The sequence below is a fragment of the Nocardia sp. NPDC050435 genome (assembly GCF_040655395.1).
Lineage (GTDB): Bacteria > Actinomycetota > Actinomycetes > Mycobacteriales > Mycobacteriaceae > Nocardia.
On record NZ_JBFAJW010000004.1, the window covers coordinates 592986 to 612020 of the forward strand.

The following is a 19035-nucleotide window of genomic DNA, read 5'->3' on the forward strand; positions in this document are numbered from 1 at the left end:
GTTTCGCTGTCGGTGTGAGGTCGGAGACCCGGGTGCAGGGCTGTAGGCGTGGGGCCGACGAACGGAGCCGGGGTGTCGCGCCCAGCGTGCGGCCGTAGATCTGGATGGCTGTCAGCGTGCGCCGACGATCCGGGTCGACCTCAGCGGCAGTCGCTTTCACCGTGCGGTCGACTCGGCCAGCGCGGCCCGGGCGCGCGGCCCGTGCAGCGGGGAGAAATACGGATTGATCCGCAGCGCTTCGCCGAGGGCCGTGGCGGCTTCGTCGGCGCGGCCCAGCGCGGCCAGGATCATGCCCCGGTGATACGCGAGGGTCGCGTTGCGCCAGCCGAGCGTGGCGGCGCGGTCGGCGTAGCCGAGCGCTTCGGCGTGGCGGCCCGCGCGGTGCAGGCACCAGGCGAGCACGTCGGCGGTGATCACGCTCTGCCGGCGGCCGAATTCGAGTTCGGCCATGCGCACCGCCGCGACCGGATCGCCGTGGTCGGCGGCCAGCAGGGCGGCTTCGGCATAGTCCGTGGCGCCCTGGGCTTCCAGGGCGGCGAGCTGTGCGGCGACCTGCCGATACCGCTGGTCGGCCGCGTCGAGCCGACCTGCGGATTCCAGCAGTTCGCCGAATTCGATCAGATACTCCGGCAGCGGCACCCGCTCCGTCAGCGCCGCGTACCGGATGATCGCCTCGTCGACCTCGCCGCGCGCGGCCAGCAGCTTGGCGCGCCCCTGCTGTAGCGCGGGATGCTCCGGCGCGGCCAGCAGCCCTGCACGGTAATGGTTTTCGGCGACATCCAGCTGCCCGGCCTGGAACGCGAGCTCGCCCAGTTGGTATCGGCAGTAGGCGATCTGGTCGACGGTGCGGGCGGCGCCGAGGCCCAGCTCCAGCGCGGTGCGCGCGTCGTCGACGCGGCCGTGCAACTCGAGGTCGTAGGCGGCGCGGGTGTAGGCGGCGACACCCGGGCGCAGGTCGAGCATGCGCTGCACGGCGGCCGTCGCGGCGTCGGCCGCGCCCAGCTGGGTGAGCGCGTCCACCAGGACACCGTGCGCTTCGGTGCTGTCCGGTCGCAGCGCCAGGGCCCGGTCGGCGTATCCCCGCGCGGCGCGGAACTCGTGCCGCGCGTTGGCCAGGACGCCCAGCCCGGTCAAGGCTTCGGCATTGTCGTCAGGCCGCAATCGGAACGAGCGGTCCAGCGCCTGCTGCGCCTGACCGTAATGCGCCGGATCGCCGGTGACGCGCGCCAATTCGACGTAGGAGGCCCCGAGTGCGGCCCAGCCGGACGCGTCGCCGGGCAGGCGGTCCAGGCGGGCGTGGCGCTGCGCGATCTCCGCGGCCAGCGGGACCTGGAGGGTCGACACGGCGACGGGCCGGTCCGCGGAGGTGCCCGCGAACAGCAGTGCGGCGGCGGCGATCGCGGCGGTGAGCGCGATCGAGAGCAGCAGGAGCAGGGGGCGTTTGGTGGTATAGAGCATCGAGAGTCCTCGAATGACGCTGGGGGAGAACGAAAGCCGGATACCAAGGGGGGAGACGACGTTGTCTCCGCCCCCGGGGGTGCCGGGGACGCCGCTGTCCCCGGCACCCGGAACGGAGGATCAGTCGATCCCGCCGCGCCGCCGGCGCATCAGCAACCAGCCACCGCCGCCCGCGACCAGCAGCGCGCCCACCGCCGCACCGCCCGCGGCGACCGGCATCCACGACATACCGTCCGCGACCGCGCTCTGCGCGGCGGCCGGGGCGATTCCGGGCGCCGCCGAGTCGGCGACGCTCCGGGCCGGAGCGGGCAGTGCCACGTAAGGGAAAGCCGCGCCGAACGCGACGTCGTTCGCGTCGACCTCGTCTCCGGCGGCGAGCGCCTCGACGAGCTTGCCGGTCTGCGCCGCACCGGCGACGGCCTGCAACTCGATGTCGACCACGTCGTCGGCCAGTCGCCGGCCGTTCGGGAAGCCCTGCAGGTCCCCGGCCAGCACGCCGAGCCGGTTCGGCTGCGCCGTCACGGGCACGGACATGTTGAGCCGCAACATCTCCGAGGGCCGGAACGCCTTCGGATCGGCGTCGCGGTTGAGGATCTGCGAATTCAGGTCGGCCTGGATCGGCGGCGGGCTGTTGTCCAGGGTCGGCGCGTTCTTCGCGATGCCGGTGAGGAAGATTTCGACCAGGTCGTTGCGCGGCGTGGCCGGTGCGGGCACCTTGTAGATCGCCTCCAGCAGCTTGGCCAGTTCGGGATCGGTCACCCGCTGCACCACGGCGGGAATCCCGGCGTCCGCGCTGGGCACCAGGCTGTTGAACGCGTCCTTCAAACCGGACGGCACGACCACCTCGTTCACCAGCGGATTGCCCAGACGCGAGACCTGCACGAAATCGCCCATGGGCGTGGCGGTTCCGGGCCGCAGCTGCAATGTGCGCCGCTCGGTGTCGCTCCAGATGCCGATGACCGGGTTGCGGCCCGGGTCGCCCTTCAGTGCCAGATCCTTCATCGGCACCCGCAGCACGATGGTGTTCACATTGGTGCCGGCCAGCGTGTCGGTGCCGACCTCGGACAGGTCACCGCCGTAGAGCAGGTCGAAGACGCGCAGGTCCAGGAAGAACGGGTCCTCCGACGCGCCGACGTAGAGCGCGCCGCCGCCGGGCAGCGCCTTGGTGGCCTCCTGGCGCAGCCGCCCGTAGTCGGGCATCGAGGCCGGACCGGTGTAGGACGGTGCGGCCAGGCCGCTGGCGATCGGCCGCCAGTCGTCGGCCCCGTGGCTCACGGCGAGCGTGTAATTCTGCCGGTAGAGCAGATTTTCGTCGGTGAGTGCGGTGACCGGGCCGTTGTTGTACAGGAAGGTGTTGGCGCCGCGGCGGTCGTCGTCGGTGAAGGTGACGCGGTAGCTGATGTCGGGCTTGCCGTTGCCGTCGTTGTCGATATTGATGTCGTGGTTGGCCGCGGTGGCCCAGGGGTAGAAGTTGGGGCCGCCGTCGGGCACCTGCAGGCCGAACCAGTTGGCCACGATGGTGACGGTGTCGGGCTGGTCGGGGCTGACGAAGGCGTAGACGTCGGTGTTGTCGCCCGCCGGATCGGCGGCGATCAGCGGGGCCTCCCGATGGCTGGAGGCCGCGGCGGTGGGCACGACGAGACCGCCGGTGCCGCTGAGCACGGCGACGCCGGCCGCCGCCAGGGCGATACCGGCGCGGCGCAGGCCGCGCTGGGGTGTTCGGGGCATGAGAGTTCCTCGGGGGAAGGACGATAGGGCGCTGGCGCGAGCCAGTGCTGCCATGGTGCGGGCCCGCGGGGCGGGTCCACATCGGTCGATCGACCTATCCCCGTGCGGTCATTCGGTGCCGCAGGCGCGGTCCCCGTCCACGACGATCGGCAGGCAGGTCTGGATGAAGTCCGCGCCGAAGGGCGTGAGAGCGATGCTGCGATAGAAGACCTTGGTGCCGAAACCCGAGCGCTTGAGCAGGTTCCGGGCCTCGGGCTGGGCTTCCAGAATCTGGTAGCGATTCGGGTTGCCGACCGGCTCCGCGGTGAACTCGATCAGCCCCAGCCGGGCCAGATTCGGCAGATACTGCGAAGTCCGGTTCGGGAATCGCAGCCCCGCGTGCTCGCCGATCAGGTTCAGCCCGGACACCCGGCGTTCCGCGCCGAGGGCGCGCGGGCGGCCGGCCCGGATATCGATGGCGGGCTGCGGCCCGTCGGTGTGCAGGAAGCGCAGGACGCGGGCTTCGTCGGGCGTCAGATCGGCGAGCATCCGCGCGAAAGCGGGGTGGATGTCCTGCTGTTCGGCATGCGGGCTGGCCGAGAGCCGCAGCAGCGCCGCGCCCTGCTCGCGCAGGGCCGGTACCGCGTCGGCGCCGGGGACGCCCAGCGCCCGGCGCACCGCGCCCTTGAACTCGGATTCGGCCTCGGCCAGCACCTCGGCGGGCGGTGCGCCGGCCATGCTGCCGCGCACCACCGTCTTGCCGACGTCGGCCGCGGTGCCCACGCTCCACGCCGTCACCTTGGAGGCCGCCGTCAGGGCGACGCGCGCGACCCCGACTCCGGCGCGGACGGTCTGACGCGCCGACGGGCGGCCGCGGGGGGACTCCGGAACCGGCAGGGGCGTCACCGGCCGCCGCGCGATCTCCGCCGACGGCGTCGCGTCGGGGGTACGCCCGGCGGCCGAAAGATGGTCGCCGCCGTCGGATTCCGTCAGAGCCATGTCGTCGCTACTCCCGTGCCGAAGATCAGGATATGAGCGTATCCGGCGAACAGGCCCAGCACACCGCCATGCAGAAAAAGGAGCCATTCGTCCTGTTTGATGGCCGAGCGCAGCATGTCGACGAAGTCCGGCGGCGAGAGCTGCGACATCTGCTTGGCGATGTAGTCGTTGATCTGGCGGCCCTGGCGGACATTGAATTCCGGGTCGGCGAACGCGATCGGTGCGATGGCCTTGGCCTCGTTGGTCAGCGTCTCCTGCAGCGAATCGTATTCGCGGCTGCCCAGCATGAACTTGACCGCGGGCCGGGCCGGGCCGAGCGCGCGATCGGCGGCCGGGCGCAGGGTGTCCTCCAGCATCTGCATGGTGCGGTCCGAGCGCGGGCCGTTGAGCAGCTCGTCACCGATATTGGCGACGGTCACCACCTGACTGGACACCAATTCGGCGTAGCCGTCGGTGATCTCGGACTGCCGCTTGATCAGCAAACCGCGCCGCCACGGGCACCACCACTTCGGGTAGGCCGGCGCGAAGATCATGTTCAGGCCCACCCAGTTGACCACCCAGCCGATGATCACGCCGCCGACCGGCAGCACCACCAGCGAGGACCAGCCGGTCAGGTGCAGCACCGCGACCAGCAGCACGCCCATCGGCGCGCCGAAGTAGAAACCGAAGTTCTGCATGAAGCGCAGTTCTTTGGCGCCCAGCACCTGGAACAGCGTATTGAGCAGATGCGGCCGCGCCTGGAAGTAGCGGATCACCATTTGCTTGACGTCGAGCAGCTGATCGATATTCGCGCCGAGTTCCTCGGTGAGTTCGCGCAGAATATCGGGCAGTTGCTGCCGCACCCGGGCGTGCACCATCTCGCGCACCTGGCTCGGCAGGTTGTACCAGAGCTGCGGATGCTCGCGGCGCAGGATTTCCTCGACGATGTCCTGGATCTGCGTCTCGGCGATGGTGGTGAGGTGCTCGGCGAGTTTGTCGGGCTCCAGCTCGCGGTAGAAATCGGCGACGCTGCCGAGTTTGGCCAGCCCTTTGTCCACCGCGATGCTCGCCATTTTGTCCGCGCGCGAGGGCACGATGCCCTGCCAGCCGATCCGGCCGTCGTAGCTCAGCAGCGGCAGCACCTGAATCCGCTTGGGCAGGAAGGGAAACACCGCGCGCAAGCCGGGTAGGTGGAAACCGTGGAAGGCGATCGGCTTGAACAGCATGAGGATGCCGGTCCAGTTGGTGATGTAGCCGATGACGCCGGTGAAAAGCGGGATCGTCAGGAGTTCCAGGAGGATTGTCGGGTGTACCCCGAACACGCTCTCTAACACGACACCCTCCTGCCGACATACCGGTGACCGCCGCCTCACCGGCACCCCAAGTTAGCACCACGACGACCCGTTCGTTACGTCAGCCACCAGCGCCGTACCAGACAGCCCGAGACGTCAGTCACAATCGTCCCCCGGAATGTCGCATCCGATCGGCCGGACCGCGAGAATGACAGCGACCACATTCCGGTGCCGGGGCCACCGGTTGTGACCCGCGCGGCTCCGGGTTCGGCATACCCGAGGCCGCGGCGGGCAATAATCTGTGGGCAGATTCGTTCATTGGTGCAATACATCGGAGATGACGTGGCAGACGACAGGGCCGGACAGGACATCACCCGAGCCGGTTCCCGCTCCGTGGAGCGCAGCTCGGATGTCGAACAGCGGCAGATCAGCAACGAGGCCCGGCTGATCCGCGGCGTGTTCCGGGCGGCCGGCCTGGCCGCCGGTACCGCCGTGCGCGGCGGCCAGTGGGCGGTCAACACCTCCTACGAGGTGACCAGGGAGATCGCGCAGGCGGCGCTGGACGGCGAGTCCTCCGCCGATATCGCCGAGCGCACCGGCAACGCGCTGCGCTCGATCGCGCGCAGCGCGCTCGGCGTCACCGAGGGTTCGGTGCGCGAAATCGTCAGCTATGTGCCGACTCCCGGCAACAACAATCACGCCCCGAGCCAGCCGGCCCTGAGCCTGGGCTCGCAGGTGCGTTCGGCCAGCACCGAGGAGCTACGCCGGCGCGGTGACGCGCTGCTGGCGCGGTCCGCCGATGTCTACTTCACCGAGGACGTGCACCCGGCCTACGACCGCATCCTGGACCAACTCGCCCCCGACGAGGCGCGCATCCTGCGCTTCATGGCCCTCAACGGCCCGCAGCCCGCGGTGGACGTGCGCACCAACCGTCCGCTGGGCATCGGCTCGGAGCTGGTACGCGGCGACCTGACCTCGGTGCCGGAGCAGTCGGGCGTGCGCTACCCGGACCGCTCCCGGTCCTATCTGATCAACCTCAACCGCCTCGGCCTGACCCTGACCTCGGACGATCCGGTGGTGCTGAGCCGCTACATGGTGCTGGAGGTGCAGCCCGTGGTCGAGGCGGCGCTCAAGCAGGCCGGGCGGGCGCCGAAGATCGTGCGCAAGAGCCTCCGGCTGACCGAGTTCGGCGAGGATTTCTGCCGGACCTGCTTCAGCATCGGCAACTGACCCCGGCGTTCACCGGGTGACGGTTGCGCGGGTGGGGTGGTTGCCCCGCTCGGTGACGGAAGCGCGTAGAGATTGATAGCGAGATGATACAAATCTCCTGAAGCATCGCGGCTTCAGATGGGATTGTTGAAGTATGGGATCGGCCGAGCAGCACCTAGGTAACCGGGCGACCGATGACGTCTCGGCCATCAGTCGCCTGAAGTACCGGTATCTGCGCACGCTCGACACCAAATCCTGGGACGAGTTCGCCGACACGATGATCGCCGAGGCCACCGCCACCTACAGCGAGTATCTGCAGTTCGAATCGCGCGACGCCTTCCTGGCCTTCATGCGCAACACCCTCGGCCCGCACGTCATCACCGAGCACCGCTGCGACCACCCCGAGATCGACATCGACGGCGATACCGCAACGGGCACTTGGTATCTCGCCGACACCGTGCTCATTCCCGCGCACAACATGCTGCTGCGCGGCGCGGCGTTCTACAGCGACCGCTACGTCCGCTGCGACGACGGGCGGTGGCGGATCGCGCACACCGGCTACGAGCGCACCTACGAGGTCGTGCTCTCCCTCAGCGACTTGCCCAGTCTCCGTTTGACTTCCAGTCGCTGGGGCCTGATCTCCCGGGAGGACGGGATCGCCTCGGTGCAGAAGGATCCCGAGGCGCAGCCCTAATCGGCCGCCGCGACAAGCGGTTCCAGCGTCATCTTCGGCATTTCCTTCTCGATGTACTGCAGCCGCCACTTGTCGCTGAACAGCGCCAGCAGCACGCCGTCGCTGCGGGTGAACACCTCCACGCCGCGCTGGCGGCCCAGTTCGTCGGCCGAGGCGGCGTCGGTGCGCCGGGCGATCGAGTACGGCAGGAAATCCAGGTGCGTCTCGACGTTGTATTCGCCCAGCATCCGGGCGGTCACGACCTCGAACTGCATCGGGCCGACCGCCGCCAGCACGGGGGAGGCGTCACCGCGCGCGTCGTTGCGCAGCACCTGCACGACGCCCTCGGAATCCAGCTGGTCGATCGCCTTGCGGAACTGCTTGTACTTGCCCGCGGACTGCGCGCGCAGCACCGCGAAATGCTCCGGCGCGAAGGACGGGATCGGCGGGAACTCCACCTTCTTGTCCACGAACAGGGTGTGGCCCGGGGCCAGCGCGGTGGCGTTGACCAGGCCGACCACGTCGCCCGGGTAGGCGGTGTCGACGGTGGTGCGGTCCCGGCCGAAGACCGTCAGCGCGTACTTGGTCGCGAACGGGCGGCCGGTCTGCGCGTGCGTGACCACCATGCCGCGCTCGAACTCGCCCGAGACGATCCGCATGAAGGCCAGCCGGTCCCGGTGCGCGGTGTCCATGCCGGCCTGCACCTTGAAGATCACGGCGCTGAACGGGTCGGTGGTGGTGCGGGCCGCGCCGTTGACGTCGGCGCGCGGGCCCGGCGCGGGCGCCAGCGCCACCAGCGTCTCCAGTAGCTGGCGCACGCCGAAGTTCAGCATCGCGGAGGCGTAGATGACCGGGGAGGTCTGACCCGCGAGGAACATCTCCTGGTCGTGGTCCTGGCCGGTCGCCGAGAGCAACTCGCTCTCCTCGGCGGCCGTGGTCCACGCCTCGCCCTCGCGGTCGGCGGCCTCGGCCGGGGACAGCATCTCCTCCGGGGCGATGGTCGCGCCGCCCGCGGTCCGGGTGAAGTGGATGTACTCCTGCGCCACGCCGTCCGCGCCGCGGCGCAGCAGCCCGCGGAAGTCGCCCGCGATGCCGACCGGCAGGAACAGCGGCGTCGGGGTGAGGCCGATCCGCTCGCTGATCTCGTCCAGCAGCTCCAGCGGCGCCTGGCCCGGCCGGTCCCACTTGTTGATCACGGTGATGACCGGGATGCCGCGGTGCCGGCAGACCTGGAACAGCTTGAGCGTCTGCGGCTCCAGGCCCTTGGCGGCGTCGATGAGCATGACCGCGGCGTCGACGGCGGTGAGCACGCGGTAGGTGTCCTCGGAGAAGTCCGAGTGGCCGGGGGTGTCGACCAGGTTGATCACATTGTCGACCTCCGAGCCGGCGGCCCGGTAGTTGAACTGCAGCGCGGTGGAGCTGACCGAGATGCCGCGGGCCTTCTCCATCTCCATCCAGTCCGAGACGGTGGATTTGCGCCCGGCCTTGCCGTGGATCGCGCCCGCCTCCGAGATCATCCGGGCGTGCAGCGCCAGCGCCTCGGTGAGCGTGGACTTGCCCGCGTCCGGATGCGAGATCACCGCGAAGGTGCGACGCCGGGCGACCTCGGCGGGCAGACCTCGCGGCGTGGGGGCGGCGAGTTCCTCGGAGGAGGTCACGGGGCAAACCTTTCACGCGGACGGCAGCAGACAACCGTTCCAGCTTAGGCGGTCCGCATATCATGGCTCCGACCCGGGGTTTCGGCGTAAATGTACGGCGCCTGACCTCCCGATTAATTCCGGGCCGTCACCCTGCGGTACAGTGTTCGGGTTGTCTCGGCGAGGGTGTCCGCAGACGTTTCCGATGAATGCGACACCGTGATCGACGCGGCGCGGCTCCATGGCCGTCGTCCTCGTTGTCTTTCGCCCGACGAGTAGACCAACTGTCAGGGTTCGATTCCCTGGCCCACAGCTGACAGCCACCGTAGAGCCGTAGGAGTACATCCAGTCATGTCTGACGCCAACCTTCTCGAAGCCGCCGTTCGCACCGAGTTCGGCAAGGGCGCAGCCCGCCGCACCCGTCGTGCCGGCAACGTGCCCGCCGTCCTCTACGGCCACGCGACCGACCCGCAGCACCTGTCGCTGGACGCCCAGGCGTTCTCGGCCATCCTGCGTCAGCACGGCACCAACGCCGTCCTGAACCTGGTCATCGACGGCAAGAAGCAGCTGGCGCTGACCAAGTCGGTCGTCGTGCACCCGATCCGCCGCTACATCGAGCACGCCGACCTGCTGGTCATCAAGAAGGGTGAGAAGGTCACCGCCGACGTGATCGTCACCGTCGTCGGCGACGCCGCCCCCGGCACCCTGGTCACCCAGGACACCAACACCATCGCCATCGAGGCCGACGCGCTGAAGCTGCCGGAAGCCATCGAGGTCTCGATCGACGGCGCCGAGGCCGGCACCCAGATCCTGGCCGGCGACCTGAAGCTGCCCGCCGGCGCCACCCTGGCCGCCGATGCCGAGACCCTGGTCGTCAACATCATCACCGCCCCGGCCGCCGAGGTCGAGGAGACCGAAGAGGCCGCCGAGGGCGAGGCCGCGGAGGCTGCCGACGAGGCCGCCGACGAGAGCGCCGAGTAAAGAAACACCTGGTCTTAGATGACCGACTCCGTGCCTGCGCTCGTGGTCGGACTGGGCAACCCCGGTCCCGAATACGAGCGCACCCGGCACAACATCGGCTTTCTGGTCGCCGACGTGCTCGCCGAGCGCGTCGGCGGCCGTTTCGGTGTGCACAAGAAGTCCGGCGCGGACCTGTTGCAGGCGCGCCTGGACGGCCGGCAGGTGCTGATCGCCAAGCCGCGCTCGTTCATGAATCTCTCCGGCCGTCCCGTCGCGGCGCTGGCCAAATTCTTCTCCGTGCCGCCCACCGAGGTGATCGTCGTGCACGACGAACTCGACCTGCCCTTCGGCGCGATCAAGCTCAAGCGCGGCGGCGGCGAGGGCGGGCACAACGGGTTGCGTTCGGTCTCCAGCGCTTTGACCACCAAGGACTATCTGCGCACCCGGATCGGCATCGGCCGCCCGCCGGGTCGCCAGGACCCGGCGGACTACGTGCTCAAGCAGTTCGCGACGCCGGAGCGCAAGGAGGTCCCGGTGCTCGTGGAGCAGGCCGCCGACGCCGTCGAGCTGCTGCTGCGCGTGGGCCTGGAAACCGCGCAGAACCAGCTGCACTAGCAGCGATTCCGGCCTACGGGAGCCGGGTGGCCAGCACCAGGGCGAAGCGGTCCTCGGGATCGGTCCACACGTGGTCGGCGCTGAAACCCGCGGTGCCGAGCTCCTTCTCCAGCCCGGTCAGCTGGAATTTGGCCGAGATCTCGGTGCGCAGCTGCTCGCCGCGGGCGAATCGCACCGTGAGATCGAGATCGCGCACGGTGACGACCATGTCCTCGGTGGCCGCCAGGCGCATCTCGATCCACTCCTGCTCGTCGTCCCAGAGCGCGATGTGCGCGAATTTCTCCGGCTCGAAGTCCGCGCCGAGCCGATTGTTCAACACGTGCAGGACATTCCGGTTGAACTCGGCGGTCACGCCGGCCGCGTCGTCGTAGGCGGGCACCAGGATCGCCGGGTCGATGACCAGGCCCGCACCGAGCAGCAGGTGCTCGCCCGGCTCCAGCACCTCGTGAATGCCGTGCAGGAACTCCGCGCGCTCGTCCGGGACCAGATTGCCGAGCGTGCCGCCGAGGAACGCGATCATCCGGCGGCCGCCGCCGGGCAGGTTGTGCAGCGTGTCGGTGAAGTCGCTGACCACGCCGTGCACGGCCAGGCCGGGGAACTCCGCGGCCACCTCGTCCGCCGCGGCGCGCAACGCCGACGTCGAGACATCCTGGGGAACATAGGTTTTCAGCGGCCCCTCGGCGCCGAGCGCGGTGAGCAGCAGCCGGGTCTTGGCCGCCGAGCCCGCGCCCAGCTCCACCAGCACCTCGGCCTGGGCGGCCCGGGCGATCTCGCCGACCACCCGCTCCAGCAGCGCCCGCTCGGTCCGCGTCGGGTAGTACTCCGGCAGTTCGGTGATCTGCTCGAACAGTTCGCTGCCCCGGGCATCGTAGAACCACTTGGGCGGCAGCGATTTCGGTGTGGCGGTCAGGCCGTGCCGGGCGTCCGCGCGCAGCGCGGCGGTGAGGTCCGCGTCGGATAGGTGGATGTCGAGCGTCGGTCCGGTCATGGTGGTACGCCTTTCGGTAGGACTCGAAGGTGTTGCCGGCAAGCGGGTTTCGCCGGAGCGGTTCACGACTTCGGCGCGGTCAGCTGATCGATCGAGAGTTCGCCGGGACGGGCGGTGACCAGGCAGCGGTCCTTGATCGGCTGCCAGCCCGGGTCGTCGTCGTAGGGCTCGGAGGACAGGATCGCGGCGTCGTCGGTGATCAGCGCCGAGAGCGCGTGGTGCACCGTTGTCGCCCAGAGGGTTTCGCCGTCCCCGAGCAGGAAGTTCAAGCGCGCCTGCGGCGCGTGCCGCAGGACGGTCTCGGTCAGCAGGGCCAGGGCGGCTCCGGGATCGGCCACGAAGCCGTCCGGGCCGGCCGAATCCAGCAGCTCGCCGAGCAGGATCCACAGCGCCGCGGAGTCGGTCGGCGCCTCCGCCTCGAGCAGCCGCGCGGTCTGGAACAGCCGGGTCGCACCCCACTGCGTGGCCGCGGTGTCCAGATCCGCGGACACCGCGGTGAGCACCGTCCGCCAGTCCGGCACGACGCCGTTGTGGCTGAACGCCCACCGGCCGCCCAGGAACGGCGCACACGCCGCCCGCTCCACGGGCATGCCGACCGTCGCCGACCGAATCGACGCCAGCACCGCAGTCGATCGCAGCTGCGGCAGCACCTCCTCCACCGCCGGATCGGTCCAGATCGGATCGGCGTTGCGGTAGCGGCTCGCCACCAGCCCGTTGCCCGCGCCGAGCCCGGCGTCCGGCACCCCGCCGCGCCCGGAGACATCTCCGCGTCCGGCCGTAACCTGCTGTGCCTCAGCGGCTTCCGATCCACCCCCGGCTGCCCGCCACCAGGCCACCCCGAACCCGTCGGCGTTGATCGTGCCGCCCCCGCGCATGTCCCGCGGCGCCCACGACTGCGTCCGCAGCGAATACACCCCGCGCGTGAGCAATTCGCCCACCGCCGCAGTCGGCCCGACGTACCCCAGATGCCTACACATGGGCGGCCGCCCTCGTTCTGCGGTGCGCTGGGGCCGGGCGCACGCCGGTCATCCGATACGGCCTCATCGGCGTTCCTCCGGGCGTAGGTCGCGGGCCAGGCGGAAGCCGGAGAAGATCTGGCGGCGGATGGGGTGATCCCAGTTGCGGAAGGTGGCGCGGCAGGCGACCGGGTCGGTGCCGAAGGAGCCGCCGCGCAGGACGCGGTAATCGCCGCCGAAGAAGACGTCGGAGTATTCCGCGTAGGGGAAGGCGCGGAAACCGGGGTAGGGGTGGAAGCCGGAGGAGGTCCACTCCCAGACGTCGCCGATGAGCTGGTGCACACCCGCCGGCGACGCGCCCGCCGGATACGCGCCGACGTCTGCGGGTTCCAGGTGCCGCTGGCCGAGATTGGCGGTGTGCGAGCCGGGTTCGGCATCGCCCCAGGGGTAGCGCTGGGAACGGCGGCCGGCCGGGTCGTAGCGGGCGGCCTTCTCCCATTCGGCTTCGGTGGGCAGGCGCTTGCCCGCCCAGTTCGCGTACGCCTCGGCCTCGAACCAGCTGACGTGCAGGACAGGCTGATTCGGCCGCAACGGCGACCGCACGCCGAAGGCCCGGCGCCACCAGGTCCCGTCGGCATCGAGCTCCCAGAACTGCGGAGCGACCAGGCCGGCGTCCCGGCGGTGCGCCCAGCCGCGCTCGGACCACAGCTCGGGCCGGTCGTAGCCGCCGTCGGTGAGGAAGGCCAGGTACTGCTCGTTGGTGACGGGCACGGCATCGATCGCGAAGCCGGGCACGTGCACCGGATGCGCGGGCCGCTCGTTGTCCAGCGCCCACGGTTCGGTCGAGGTGCCCATGGTGAATTCCCCGGCGGGAATGACGATTTCGCGCCCGATCAGACCGGATGCCACCGCCTCCGGGGCGGGCGGCGCGTGCAGCACCGCCGGGCCGGCGCGCAATTGATGGGTGGCGAGCATGGTCTCGTCGTGCTGCTGTTCGTGCTGGGCGATCATGCCGAAGGCGAACCCGCCGTCTACCAGCGGGTCGCCCCGTAAAGCGCTGGCGTCCAGCACATCCCAGACCTTCTCCCGCACGGTGCCGACATAGCCGCGGGCTTGGGTGGGATCGAGCAGCGGCAGCGCGGGCCGGTTGGCGCGGGCGTGCTTGAACGCGTCGTACAGTTCGTCGATATCGGCGCGCACCGCCTCGCGCCCGCCGACATCGCGCACCAGCCACAGTTCTTCCTGGTTGCCGATGTGCGCGAGATCCCAGACCAGCGGGCTCATCAGGCGCGAATGCTGGGCGACGAGCTCGGCCTCGTCGAGGACGTCGGTCAGGGCCAGCGAGCGGGCCCGGGACCGGGTGAGCGCGTCGGCGATCCGGGCGCGGAGGTGTTCGGTCGCGCTGTGGTCGGACGCCGGTAGGTGGTCGATGGTCACGAGAGTCCTCCGAGGGGAACGGGGCGTAGTCGGGGCGCGGCGATCATGAGTCGGCTCCGCGGGCAGGATCGGTCGCGACGGCTGCCGGATCGTCGGTGGGGCTCTGCCCCCGGCGACATCGGTGCGAGGCGATATCGAGTTCGCCCCGCGCGGCGGGGCTCGCCGCCTGAGCGGCCGCCAAGGCCAGCAGCTCGGCGGCCCCGGATCGGATCTCCGGATCGGCGAGACCGCAGCGGGCCGCGTCCAGCCAGCGGCCGGCCGTGGGCTCGGCCAGCGCGGTGGCCTCGGCGACGACCTCCGGCGTGGACACCAGGGCTTCGATCGCGTGGATCGGCGTGGCCCAGCCCGCCTCGGGTTGTGCGTCCAGATAACGGATTTCGAGATGACCGGACGCGCGGACCGGCGGGAACAGCGTGGTCAGGTGGTAATCGAGGTCGGCGCGTTCGGGCCGCCGGCCGATCTCGTCGTCGAGCGCGCCGGTGAGCCAGTCGGCGAAGCTCGCACCCGGCGGCGGCGCCCAGCTCTCTCCGTCGGCCCGGCGCACGCACAGCAGTTGCACGTCCAGAGCCCAGCGGCTGTAGGCGGCGATGGGATCGGGCCAGTCCTCGGCGGACGGGCGGGTGCGGGCGTGGTCCAGGCGCAACCAGGTGCGCATGCGCTGGGACGCCCAGGCGCCCGCAGGGGCGCCGCGCAGCGACGGGGAGCACGCGAACGCGGCCAGCAGCGCCGGGCCCATGACGTAGAGCGCGCGCCACCGGGCCGCGACCTCCGGCCGATCGGCGCCCGCGTCGACGCTGACCTGGGTGGCGGCGGTATTGCACATCATCAGCTTGCCGAAGGGCCCGATGCCGCCGAAGGACTGCTCCATGGCGTGATAGCGCGGTAATCGCAGCAGGCGTTTGGGGCGGCGGTCGGCGTCGGCGGCGAGGGCGACGGTGCGGATATCGCGGGTGGCGAGCAGGTCGCGCAGGCGGCGGGCATCCGCGCCGAGTTGTTCGCACAGGTGTGCGGCGGTGCCGAACGGCGCGCTGGAGAGTTCGATCTGACCGCCGGGTTCGATGGTGACCCGGCTGCCCCCGGGCAAAGCGTGTGCCGGTGAATCGGGGGCGATGGACCGCGGCGCGTAGGGCCCTAGGGCGGCGGCCAAGGTGGACAGTTGCGGGCGGGGAGCGGCGGCGGGGCCGGCGGCCGAACACTCACCCTGCACGGTGAGCCATTCGAGTTCGGCGCCGATCAGCTCGGGTGGGCCCAGCTTGAAGCAGACACCTCCGACGTAGGCTTCCGCGGCCGCCCGGGAGGACAGATCTCCCGAGGTCGTGACGCGGCCGGGTGATTCGGATCTGGTGAGCGTGACCGCCATGCCGACCTCCACCGTGCTCGAGCGCGGCCCGGGCCTGCGGGCCCGGCGCCGTTGGTTTCGTGTAGCTGGTGCGGGCCCACTGGAGCCGGGCCGCGGGTTTCGCGTAACTCTGGTTCGCCGTGCCGCCGTGGCGCCGACCCAAACCAGGGTAGCGAGGCGCACCGACAAGAAACCGACCAGAAACCAAAACTTCGCTGTCGAGCTGTGCCGCGCCCGGTGCGCCGCGCCGCCGTCCCGACGCGGGACACCAGGGGGTTCGCGACCGGCCGCCCGGGAGCGGTGGGAAGCGCTAGGGTCGTTGACATGCTTGACGAGAGTCGCGTTCGGGCCGATACACCGGGGTGTGGGCCCGATTCCGGCCAGGTTTTCCTGGACAGCGCCGGTTCTTCGCTGCCGCCGCGGGTCGTGCTGGACACCGTGATCGCCCACCTACGCCGCGAAGCCGAGGTCGGTGGTTACCGAGCGGCGAACGAGCGGCTCGATGATCTGGCCGCGGTCAAGACCGCCATCGGCACGCTGATCAATGCCGATCCCGGGACCATCGCCCTGAGCGACAGCGCGACCCGGGCCTGGGCCGACTTCTTCTACTCGGTGCCGCTGCGCCCCGGCGATCGCATCCTCCTGTCCGGGTCCGACTACGCCTCCAACGGCATCGCGGCGTTGCAGCGGGCCCGCGCCACCGGGGCCGAAGTGGTGCGGATCCCCGCCGATCCGACCGGGCAGATCGATCTCGAGGCCATGGCCGAGCTGGTCGACGAACGCGTGAAACTGGTGTCAATACTGCATGTTCCGACCAATGGCGGCCTGGTCAACCCGGCGGCGGAGGCGACCCGGATCGCCCACTCGGTGGGCGCGCTGGTCCTGCTCGACGCCTGCCAGTCGGCCGGACAGCTGCCGCTCGACACCCGGGAGCTCGGGGTCGACGCGCTCTCGGTCACCGGGCGCAAATGGCTGCGCGGCCCGCGCGGCACCGGATTCCTCTATGTCCGGCCGGAATTGGCGGAGACGATGGAGCCGCAGCGCCTGGATCTGCACAGCGCGCAGTGGACCGCGCCCGACAGCTACCAGCTGGCATCGGGCGCGGCCCGGTTCGAATTCTGGGAGTGCGACGTCGCGGGCCGTCTCGGCCTCGGTGCCGCCGTCCGCTATCTGCTCGACCTCGGCCCGGAGCAGGTCTACGCCGCCGTCGCCGCCCGCGCCGAACACCTGCGCAAGTCGCTGCCGGAGCTACCCGGCGTCACCGTCCGCGATCTCGGGGCGCGGCACAGCGGCATCGTCTCGTTCACCGTCGACGGCGTCGCCGCCGTCGAGGTCCGCGATCGTCTGGCGGCACAGGACATCACGGTCACCGTGAGTCACGCGAGCTCCACCCTGCTGGACATGACCGACCGCGGACTGGATGCCGTCGTGCGCGCCTCGCCGCACTGCTTCGTGAGTTTCGACGAGCTCGACCGTTTCCTCGCGGCCGTCGCCGAGCTGTAGGGCGCGATGTCGCAGCGTGAACTCGTCGTCCTCGGCACCGCGAGCCAGGTACCCACCAAGGTCCGCAACCACAACGGCTATCTGCTGCGCTGGGGCGCGGAGGGCGTGCTGTTCGATCCGGGCGAGGGCACCCAGCGCCAGATGACCTACGCCGGCGTCTCGGTCACCGATCTGACCCGGATCGCGATCACCCACTTCCACGGCGACCACAGTCTGGGCCTGCCCGGCATCGTGCAGCGCATCAACCTGGACAAGGTCCCGCACCCGGTGCACGCCTACTACCCGGCCTCCGGTGAGGTGTACTTCGACAGGCTGTGCAATGCCACGGCCTATCGGCGCAATGTCGAGTTGTGCCCGCATCCGGTCGCGGCGGCCGGGCCGCTGCCGGCGCCGGACGCGCCGTTTACCATTACGGCGGCGGCGCTCTCGCATCCGGTCGACACCTTCGGCTACCGCCTCACCGAGCCCGCCGGCCGGCGGATCCGGCCCGAACTCCTGCGCGAACTCGGGGTGCGCGGCCCGGCGATCGGGCGACTCCAGCAGGAGGGCAGCCTCGACATCGATGGCCGGACCGTCACCCTGGCCGAGGTGAGCGCGCCGCGGCCGGGGCAGAGTTTCGCCTTCGTCATGGACACCCGCCTCTGCGACGGCGTCTACGAACTGGCCGACGGGGTGGATCTGCTCGTCATCGAGGCGACCTTCCTGGACGCCGACGCGCGGCTGGCCGAGGACTACGGGCACCTCACCGCCGCGCAGGCGGCGCGGGTCGCCGCCGAGTGCGGCGTCCGGAAACTGGTGCTGACCCACTTCTCCCAGCGCTATCAGTCGCTGGATCCGCACCTCGCGGAGGCCGAGAAGCACTTCTCGGGCGAGATCGTCGTGGCGCGGGATCTCGCGCGCATCCCGTTTCCGCCCCGGCGCTGACTCAGTTCAGGTGCGCTTCGAGCACCTGCGCGACCAGCGCGCCCGGGTCGGCGGCCGGCGCGATCAGGGCGAGACTGCGGTTGGCCTGCAGCGTGGCGATGCCGTGCAGGTTGGTCCACAGGACGAGCGCGCGTGCGGCCGGGTCGGGCGTTCCGGTCACCCTGCCGACCAGGGCGGTGAACTGGTCGAAGATCGGCAGGGTGGTGGCGCGCAGGTTCTCGCCGGAGCCTTCCAGCAGGTCGTGGCGGAACATCAGGGTGAACATCTCCGGGCGGGCGGCGGCGAAGTCGACGTAGTCGACGGCCATGGCGCGCAGGCGTTCCCGGTCCGGCGCCGTCGGATCGATCGCCGCGAAGCGCGCGATCAGGTCGGCGAAGCCGCGCGCGGCGATGGCGCCGAGCAGGGCCTGATGGGTGGGGAAGTAGCGGCGAGGCGCCCCGTGTGAGACGCCGGCCGCCCGGGTGATCGCGCGCAGGCCCAACCGGCCCGCGCCCACCTCTTCCAGCAGGTCGACGCCGACGCCGATCAATCGCGCACGCAGAGTTTCGTTCTCGGCCACCCGCACAGTGTAGACACTGTCTACGATGGTGGTGTAGACAGTGTCTACGCGACTTTTCCGGGAGGAATGCACTCATGTGGTACTGGCTGTTCAAACACGTCCTGCTCGGGCCGCTGCTGCGGCTGCTGGGCCGGCCGAAGGTGGAAGGGCTGCACCATGTTCCGGCAGAAGGACCGGTGATCATCGCCGCCAACCATCTCGCGGTGATCGACTCGCTGTATCTGGCGCTGATCCTCCCGCGCCGCGTCACCTTCCTGGCCAAGCAGGAGTACTTCACCGGCACCGGCCTCAAAGGCCGCTTCCAGCGCTGGTTCTACACCGTCGCCGGGCAGGTCCCGGTCGACCGCACCGGCGGCACCGCCGCCGCCGACGCCCTCGCGGCGGCCACCAGGATCCTGGAGGCGGGCGGCATCTGGGCCATCCACCCCGAAGGCACGCGCTCGCCGGACGGCCGGATCTACCGCGGCCGCACCGGCATGCTGCGCGTGGCCATGGCCACCGGTGCGCCGGTCGTGCCGATCGTGCTCTCCGGCACCGATCGGATGAACCCGCGCGGCAGCAAACTGTTGCGTCCGGCCAGGATTCGCCTCAGCATCGGGGCGCCCCGCTACTATTTCGCGGCCGATCGAAACACCACACCCCGGACCGCGACCGACGAATTGATGCGTGAACTCGCCGCGCGCTCCGGGCGTCCGTACGTCGATCGGTACGCCGCCACCTTCGCCGCCCGCTGATCCGCTTCGCCGCACCGGAATCGAGATCAGACGGCGAAACGGGTTAACGCCGGTCGGGTGGCGCGG

Annotated in this window: 17 protein-coding genes; 7 read left to right on the top strand and 10 right to left on the bottom strand. The window is 70.4% G+C overall.

Going from position 1 to position 19035, the window contains the following annotated elements; all coding sequences use genetic code 11:
• Positions 1-156: 156 nt before the first annotated feature.
• From AB0I43_RS15135 to AB0I43_RS15150, 4 genes are all read right to left on the bottom strand, one after another.
• Positions 157-1458: a tetratricopeptide repeat protein gene (locus AB0I43_RS15135; protein ID WP_357432177.1), complete on the bottom strand. Its 1302-nt coding sequence runs from the start codon at positions 1456-1458 to the stop codon at positions 157-159.
• A 120-nt stretch (positions 1459-1578) separates the two neighbouring features.
• Positions 1579-3186 (bottom strand): DUF4331 domain-containing protein, encoded by a 1608-nt coding sequence (locus AB0I43_RS15140; RefSeq protein WP_356973353.1) that lies wholly within the window; start codon positions 3184-3186, stop codon positions 1579-1581.
• Positions 3187-3294: 108 nt separating this feature from the next.
• Positions 3295-4164, bottom strand: coding sequence for an Abi-alpha family protein (locus tag AB0I43_RS15145; RefSeq protein WP_356973354.1), 870 nt, complete (start codon positions 4162-4164; stop codon positions 3295-3297).
• Positions 4155-5477, bottom strand: a complete 1323-nt coding sequence (locus AB0I43_RS15150) for a hypothetical protein (protein ID WP_356973355.1) — start codon at positions 5475-5477, stop codon at positions 4155-4157. Before AB0I43_RS15150 ends, AB0I43_RS15145 begins: the two co-directional genes overlap by 10 nt.
• Positions 5478-5777: 300 nt before the next feature.
• On the opposite strand from AB0I43_RS15150, the gene AB0I43_RS15155 reads away from it, so the two are divergent.
• Both AB0I43_RS15155 and AB0I43_RS15160 read left to right on the top strand, forming a co-directional pair.
• Positions 5778-6665 carry an Abi-alpha family protein gene (locus AB0I43_RS15155; protein WP_356973356.1) on the top strand — a complete coding sequence of 296 codons (888 nt, stop codon included), beginning with the start codon at positions 5778-5780 and terminating at the stop codon, positions 6663-6665.
• A 133-nt stretch (positions 6666-6798) separates the two neighbouring features.
• Positions 6799-7338, top strand: a complete 540-nt coding sequence (locus AB0I43_RS15160; protein ID WP_356973357.1) for a nuclear transport factor 2 family protein — start codon at positions 6799-6801, stop codon at positions 7336-7338.
• On the opposite strand, the gene AB0I43_RS15165 is transcribed toward AB0I43_RS15160, so the two are convergent.
• Entirely contained in the window at positions 7335-8975 is a 1641-nt protein-coding gene (locus AB0I43_RS15165) for a peptide chain release factor 3 (RefSeq protein ID WP_356973358.1), read from the bottom strand. The genes AB0I43_RS15160 and AB0I43_RS15165 overlap by 4 nt on opposite strands.
• Positions 8976-9305: 330 nt before the next feature.
• Here AB0I43_RS15165 and AB0I43_RS15170 point away from each other — a divergent pair, with 330 nt between their 5' ends.
• Both AB0I43_RS15170 and pth read left to right on the top strand, forming a co-directional pair.
• Positions 9306-9935, top strand: coding sequence for a 50S ribosomal protein L25/general stress protein Ctc (locus AB0I43_RS15170; protein ID WP_356973359.1), 630 nt, complete (start codon positions 9306-9308; stop codon positions 9933-9935).
• Between the two features lie 18 nt (positions 9936-9953).
• On the top strand, positions 9954-10529 hold the full coding sequence (pth, locus tag AB0I43_RS15175) for an aminoacyl-tRNA hydrolase (RefSeq protein WP_356973360.1): 576 nt from the start codon (positions 9954-9956) through the stop codon (positions 10527-10529).
• Positions 10530-10542: 13 nt separating this feature from the next.
• Here pth and egtD read toward each other — a convergent pair whose 3' ends face one another.
• From egtD to egtA, 4 genes are all read right to left on the bottom strand, one after another.
• On the bottom strand, positions 10543-11517 hold the full coding sequence (gene egtD, locus AB0I43_RS15180; protein ID WP_356973361.1) for an L-histidine N(alpha)-methyltransferase: 975 nt from the start codon (positions 11515-11517) through the stop codon (positions 10543-10545).
• 62 nt (positions 11518-11579) lie between these two features.
• On the bottom strand, positions 11580-12494 hold the full coding sequence (locus AB0I43_RS15185; RefSeq protein WP_356973362.1) for a class II glutamine amidotransferase: 915 nt from the start codon (positions 12492-12494) through the stop codon (positions 11580-11582).
• Positions 12495-12557: 63 nt separating this feature from the next.
• Positions 12558-13850 (bottom strand): ergothioneine biosynthesis protein EgtB, encoded by a 1293-nt coding sequence (egtB, locus tag AB0I43_RS15190; RefSeq protein WP_356973710.1) that lies wholly within the window; start codon positions 13848-13850, stop codon positions 12558-12560.
• 103 nt (positions 13851-13953) lie between these two features.
• Positions 13954-15270 (bottom strand): ergothioneine biosynthesis glutamate--cysteine ligase EgtA, encoded by a 1317-nt coding sequence (egtA, locus tag AB0I43_RS15195; protein ID WP_356973363.1) that lies wholly within the window; start codon positions 15268-15270, stop codon positions 13954-13956.
• A gap of 303 nt (positions 15271-15573) precedes the next feature.
• Between egtA and AB0I43_RS15200 the strand changes: the two genes are divergently transcribed.
• Positions 15574-16752: an aminotransferase class V-fold PLP-dependent enzyme gene (locus AB0I43_RS15200; protein ID WP_356973364.1), complete on the top strand. Its 1179-nt coding sequence runs from the start codon at positions 15574-15576 to the stop codon at positions 16750-16752.
• Between the two features lie 6 nt (positions 16753-16758).
• Positions 16759-17676: a ribonuclease Z gene (locus AB0I43_RS15205; RefSeq protein ID WP_356973365.1), complete on the top strand. Its 918-nt coding sequence runs from the start codon at positions 16759-16761 to the stop codon at positions 17674-17676.
• A 1-nt stretch (position 17677) separates the two neighbouring features.
• Here AB0I43_RS15205 and AB0I43_RS15210 read toward each other — a convergent pair whose 3' ends face one another.
• Entirely contained in the window at positions 17678-18235 is a 558-nt protein-coding gene (locus AB0I43_RS15210) for a WHG domain-containing protein (RefSeq protein ID WP_356973366.1), read from the bottom strand.
• Between the two features lie 74 nt (positions 18236-18309).
• Between AB0I43_RS15210 and AB0I43_RS15215 the strand changes: the two genes are divergently transcribed.
• Positions 18310-18969, top strand: a complete 660-nt coding sequence (locus tag AB0I43_RS15215) for a lysophospholipid acyltransferase family protein (RefSeq protein WP_356973367.1) — start codon at positions 18310-18312, stop codon at positions 18967-18969.
• The last annotated feature ends 66 nt before the right edge of the window (positions 18970-19035 follow it).